The sequence below is a fragment of the Achromobacter sp. DMS1 genome (genome assembly GCF_001270295.1).
In genome coordinates this window covers 1-4,969 of the sequence record NZ_LHSJ01000169.1, presented here as the reverse complement: position 1 = coordinate 4,969, position 4,969 = coordinate 1, and the positions used below count along the sequence as shown (strand labels likewise).

Here is a 4,969-nt window from a genome sequence, read left to right as displayed (position 1 = left end):
GGTCATCGTGCGGCTCGACGCCCAGACGCCGCAGGCCATCCTGGCGCCCAAGACCGTGCCGGCGGCCGAGCTGGCGCGCTGCGAGGAACTGGGCGGCCTGCTGGCCGGACTGTTGCTGCTGCAGGGGTAGGACATCCCCCTCCCGAAAAACGACCGCCCGCCGGCGCGGCGGCCGGCGGGCGTGGGCAGGAACGGGTGCCGACGCCAGGCGTCGGCGGGCGCATGGCTCCCGATGGCCGTCTCTTAACGGATGGCTCTTAACGGACGGCTCTTAACGGACGTTTCTTGACGGACGGTCCTCGGCAAGCGGACGCTTCTTAAGCGACCGCGGCGGTCACCACGATTTCGACCTTGTAGTCCGGGTTGGCCAGGCGGGCCTCGACCGTGGCGCGGGGCGGCGCGTTGCCGTCGGCCACCCAGGCGTCCCAGGCCTTGTTCATGCCGTCGAATTCCTTCATGTTGGCGACGTAGATCTGGGCCATCAGGATCTTGGACTTGTCGGTGCCGGCCTCGGCCAGCAGGCGGTCGATGGTGGCGAGCACCTGGGCGGTCTGGCCGGTGATGTCCAGCGAGGCGTCATCGGGCACCTGGCCGGCGAGGTAGGCCACGCCGTTGTACACGGCCATGTCGGACAGGCGTTTTTCGACGTTGACGCGCTTGATGCTGCTCATGGGTAATCCCCCGGAAACGGATGAATGGTTGAAAAGAAAACTCGAAATCGGACTGTACCGCGTCCGCGCTCAGGCGGGCGGCAGCTGGAAGACCTGGCGCAGGTAGGCCAGGTAGGCCGGATCGTCGCACATGGTCTTTTCGGGCGCGTCGGACACCTTGGCCACCGGCTGCCCGTTGCAGCGGACCATCTTCATGACGATCTGCAGGGGCTCGTGGCCCAGGTCGTTGGTGAGATTGGTGCCGATGCCGAAAGACACCTTGCAGCGCCCCGAGAACTGCCGCGCCAGCTCGATGGCGCGCGGAAACGTCAGCGCATCGGAAAACACCAGGGTCTTGGCGCGCGGATCGACGCGGTTCTTGCGGTAGTGCTCGAGCAGGCGCTCGCCCCAGACGAACGGATCGCCGGAGTCGTGGCGCGCGCCGTCGAAGAGCTTGCAGAAATACATGTCGAAGTCGCGCAGGAAGGCGTCCATGCCGTACACGTCGGACAGCGCGATGCCCAGATCGCCGCGGTACTCTTTGGCCCAGACCTCGAGGGCGAACACCTGCGAGTCGCGCAGGCGCGGCCCCAGCGCCTGGCAGGCCTGGAGGTATTCGTGGCCCATGGTGCCCAGGGGCAGCACGCCGTGCCGCTTGGCCAGCAGCACGTTGCTCGTGCCCGCGAAATGCGGACCCATCTGCTCTTTCATGGTGGAGACGACTTCTTCGTGCCACACCTTGGAGAAGCGCCGCCGCGTACCGTATTCCGCCACCCGGAAATCGGCCAGCGCCGGATCGTCGAGCACCAGGTGCATCTTGGACTGCAGCCGCTTGCGGCCTTCTTCCCAGTCGGGGTTCTTGCGCGTATTGCGGAAGTAGACCTCGTTGACGATGGCCAGCACCGGGATCTCGAACAGGATGGTGTGCAGCCAGGGGCCTTTCACCTCGATGGATATCTCGCCCGGCTCCGCGCCCTCGCCCACGTGGATGCAGCGCTCGGGCAGGTGAAACAGTCCGAGGAAATCGACGAAATCGCTCTTGATGAAACGCAGGCCGCCGAGATACTGCAGTTCGTCGTCGGTGAAGCGCAGTTGGCACAGCTGGCGGATTTCCTCGCGGATCTCGTCCAGGTAGGGGCGCAGATTGACGCCTGGCGTGCGGCACTTGTAGCGGTACTCGACCTGCGCAGCCGGAAAATGATGCAGCACCACCTGCATCATGCTGAATTTGTACAGATCGGTATCGAGCAGCGAAGTAATAATCATGGTTGCGCGTATCGTTTCGCGACACCATAGCACAGCGGCACGGGCCCGCGGCAGGCCGGGCCACGCTGACAGCACGGGTATTCGGGGCGCAGTCCTGCGGCATTGGGTAAAATCCCAAGGCAAAACATACATAAAGCCGCCGACCCGGAGTTCCGCATGACCCACGTAGTCACCGAAAACTGTATCAAGTGCAAGTACACCGACTGTGTAGACGTGTGCCCGGTGGACTGTTTTCGCGAGGGGCCGAACTTCCTGGTGATCGACCCCGACGAATGCATCGACTGTGCGGTGTGCATCCCCGAATGCCCCGCCAACGCGATCTACGCCGAGGAAGACGTGCCGCAGGACCAGCTCAAGTTCATCGCCATCAACGCGGAACTCTCGCCGGAATTCCCCACCATCAGCCGGGCCAAGAAACCCCTGCCCGACGCCGACGAATGGAACGGCGTCCAGGACAAGCTGCAATACCTGGAAAAATGACCCGCGCCGGGCCGGGCGCGCCGCCCGCCCTGCGCAACACCCGATGACCGACGAAACCAAATATACGCGCCAGACCGTCACCAGCGTCCATACCTGGGTGCCCGACAAGCTGTTTTCCCTGCGCGTGACGCGCGACCGCGCATTCGAATTCCTGCCGGGCCAGTTCGCCCGCGTCGGTCTGCCGGGCTCCGAAGCCCCCGACGGCCCGCCCACGCTGTGGCGCGCCTATTCCATGGTGTCCGCGCCCGGCGAAAACGCTCTGGAGTTTTATTCCATCGTGGTTCCCGAGGGCGAATTCAGCCCCCGCATGGCGCGCCTCGCCCCCGGCGACGCGCTCTACATCGACAAGACGCCCTTCGGTTTCCTGACCCTCGAGCGCTTCGCGCCCGGGGGCGACCTCTGGCTGCTCGCCTCCGGCACGGGCCTGTCCGCCTATCTTTCCATTCTGCGCGACGAAGCGGTCTGGCAGTCCTACGAACGGATCATCCTGGTGCATGGCGTGCGCACGGCGGCCGAACTGGCCTACCGCGCGGAAATCGAAGCCATGCGCGGGCGCCCGGGCGGCGCGCAGCTCGTCTACCTGCCCATCGCCACGCGGGAGACGCTGCCGGGCATGCCCCGGGCGCGCATCACCACGCTCATCGCCGACGGCGGCCTGGAACGCCTGGCCGGCAGGACGCTGGACGCCGAAACGGCCAAGGTCATGCTGTGCGGCAACCCGGCCATGCTGGCCGACGCGCGCAAGCTGCTGGGCGACCGGGGTTTCAAGCCCGGCCGCCGGGGCATTCCCGGCAACCTGGCGGTCGAGAACTACTGGTAGGCGCCCGGGGCTTGCGCAACGCCGCCCTAGCCCATAAATCATCCATCGGATGCCGCGACGACGCTTGCGCCCCGCCATAAACTGGGGCCAAACGGACTCGGGGGTCGCTTTTTCGCAACAGATGACTGGGTTTTCCGGCTGATTCTTCAGACCAATTCGGAATAACCATACTTCCCGGCGCAATAATCGGGACACACGCAAGCCCGAGGGACATCTAGAAAATGCTGTACCAATTGCACGAAATGCAGCGCGCTTTTCTGACGCCGTTCGCAGCATTCACGGACGCCGGATCCCAGCTGTTCTCCAGCCCCTACAGCCCCCTGGCCTATACGCCGATCTCGCGCCAGATGGCCGCGGGCTGCGAGCTGATGCACCGCATCGGCAAGGAATACCAGAAACCCGCCTGGAACCTGCCCTCCACGCAGATCGACGGCAGGCAGCTGCGGGTGACCGAAGCCGTGGCCATGGACAAGCCGTTCTGCCGGCTGGTGCACTTCCAGCGCGACGTGCGCCGGGCCAGCGCCTCCGACCCCAAGGTGCTGCTGGTGGCGCCGCTGTCGGGCCACCACGCCACGCTGCTGCGCGACACGGTGCGCGCGCTGCTGCCCGCGCACGACGTCTACGTGACCGACTGGGTGGATGCGCGCATGGTTCCGCTGTCGGCCGGCCCCTTCCATCTGGACGACTACGTGCGGTACGTGCAGGAATTCATCCGCCTGCTGGGCCCGGACGTGCACGTGATGTCCGTCTGCCAGCCCACCGTGCCCGTGCTGGCGGCGGTGTCGCTCATGGCCTCCGCCAAAGACCCCTGCCTGCCGCGCAGCATGGTCATGATGGGCGGCCCCATCGATCCGCGCCAGTCTCCCACCCAGGTCAACCGGCTGGCCACCACCAAGCCGTATTCGTGGTTCGAGAACCAGGTGATCCACCCGGTGCCCGCCCGCTACCCCGGCGCGGGACGCAAGGTGTATCCGGGCTTTCTGCAGCACGCGGGGTTCATGGCCATGAACCCGACCGCCACATGAAGTCGCACTACGATTTCTACCTCGACCTGCTGCGCGGCGACGACAGCGACGCCGAGGCGCACCGCCGCTTCTACGACGAGTACAACGCCGTGCTCGACATGCCGGCCGAGTTCTACCTCGACACCATCCGCATCGTGTTCCAGGAATTCCAACTGCCGAACGGCACCTGGGAAGTCGATGGCCAGCCCGTCCGGCCGGCCGACATCAAGGGCACGGCCCTCTTCACCATCGAGGGCGAGCTGGACGACATTTCCGGCCAGGGCCAGACGCGCGCGGCCATCAAGCTCTGCAAGGGCATACCCGCCGAGCGCAAGATGCACTACACCGCGCCGAACTGCGGCCATTACGGCATTTTCTCGGGACGCCGCTGGCGCGAGATGATCTGCCCCAAGATCGCCCAGTTCATCCGCAGCCACGCCTGAATACGCCGCCCGGCGGCGCTGTCCTAAAATGCCGGATGCTTCCGGCATTTTTTTTGCCGGCGCCCGACGAGCCTTTCCCCGCATTTCCATGTCCTGTACCTCCCTCGCCGACCGCATCGACGCCTTGCTGCCGCAGACCCAGTGCACCAAGTGCGGCTTCGACGGCTGCCGGCCCTACGCGCAAGCCATCGCCTCGGGCGAGGCGCCCATCAACCGCTGCCCGCCGGGCGGCGAGGAGGGCATCGCCGCGCTGTCCGGCCCTGCTCGGCACGCCCGCGCTGCCGCTGGACGCCAGCCGCGGCGAAC

Annotated in this window: 4 protein-coding genes and 3 pseudogenes; 5 read left to right on the top strand and 2 right to left on the bottom strand. The window is 66.0% G+C overall.

Annotated features, from left to right (window positions below; genetic code table 11):
* Window positions 1-130, top strand: a pseudogene (locus AD428_RS17850) (flavodoxin family protein); the annotation flags it as partial.
* Between the two features lie 187 nt (window positions 131-317).
* Here AD428_RS17850 and AD428_RS17845 read toward each other — a convergent pair.
* Both AD428_RS17845 and pncB read right to left on the bottom strand, forming a co-directional pair.
* Entirely contained in the window at window positions 318-671 is a 354-nt protein-coding gene (locus AD428_RS17845; RefSeq protein WP_053246070.1) for a RidA family protein, read from the bottom strand.
* Between the two features lie 69 nt (window positions 672-740).
* The gene (gene pncB, locus AD428_RS17840) at window positions 741-2,048 is read right to left on the bottom strand and encodes a nicotinate phosphoribosyltransferase (protein WP_369798780.1); all 1,308 of its coding nucleotides are present in this window, start codon (window positions 2,046-2,048) and stop codon (window positions 741-743) included.
* A 24-nt stretch (window positions 2,049-2,072) separates the two neighbouring features.
* Here pncB and fdxA point away from each other — a divergent pair, with 24 nt between their 5' ends.
* From fdxA to AD428_RS17820, 4 genes and pseudogenes are all read left to right on the top strand, one after another.
* Window positions 2,073-2,396, top strand: a complete 324-nt coding sequence (fdxA, locus tag AD428_RS17835; RefSeq protein ID WP_053246068.1) for a ferredoxin FdxA — start codon at window positions 2,073-2,075, stop codon at window positions 2,394-2,396.
* Window positions 2,397-2,439: 43 nt separating this feature from the next.
* The gene (locus AD428_RS17830; RefSeq protein WP_053246067.1) at window positions 2,440-3,216 is read left to right on the top strand and encodes a ferredoxin--NADP reductase; all 777 of its coding nucleotides are present in this window, start codon (window positions 2,440-2,442) and stop codon (window positions 3,214-3,216) included.
* 221 nt (window positions 3,217-3,437) lie between these two features.
* Window positions 3,438-4,663: pseudogene (locus AD428_RS17825) on the top strand (polyhydroxyalkanoate depolymerase).
* 88 nt (window positions 4,664-4,751) lie between these two features.
* Window positions 4,752-4,969 (top strand): annotated as a pseudogene (locus AD428_RS17820) (RnfABCDGE type electron transport complex subunit B); the annotation flags it as partial.

Coding starts and splice junctions, on each gene's coding strand:
- AD428_RS17845 (WP_053246070.1), bottom strand. CDS start 671: ATGAGCAGCATCAAGCGCGTCAACGTCGAAAAACGCCTGTCCGACATG.
- pncB (WP_369798780.1), bottom strand. CDS start 2,048: ATGTATGTTTTGCCTTGGGATTTTACCCAATGCCGCAGGACTGCGCCC.
- fdxA (WP_053246068.1), top strand. CDS start 2,073: ATGACCCACGTAGTCACCGAAAACTGTATCAAGTGCAAGTACACCGAC.
- AD428_RS17830 (WP_053246067.1), top strand. CDS start 2,440: ATGACCGACGAAACCAAATATACGCGCCAGACCGTCACCAGCGTCCAT.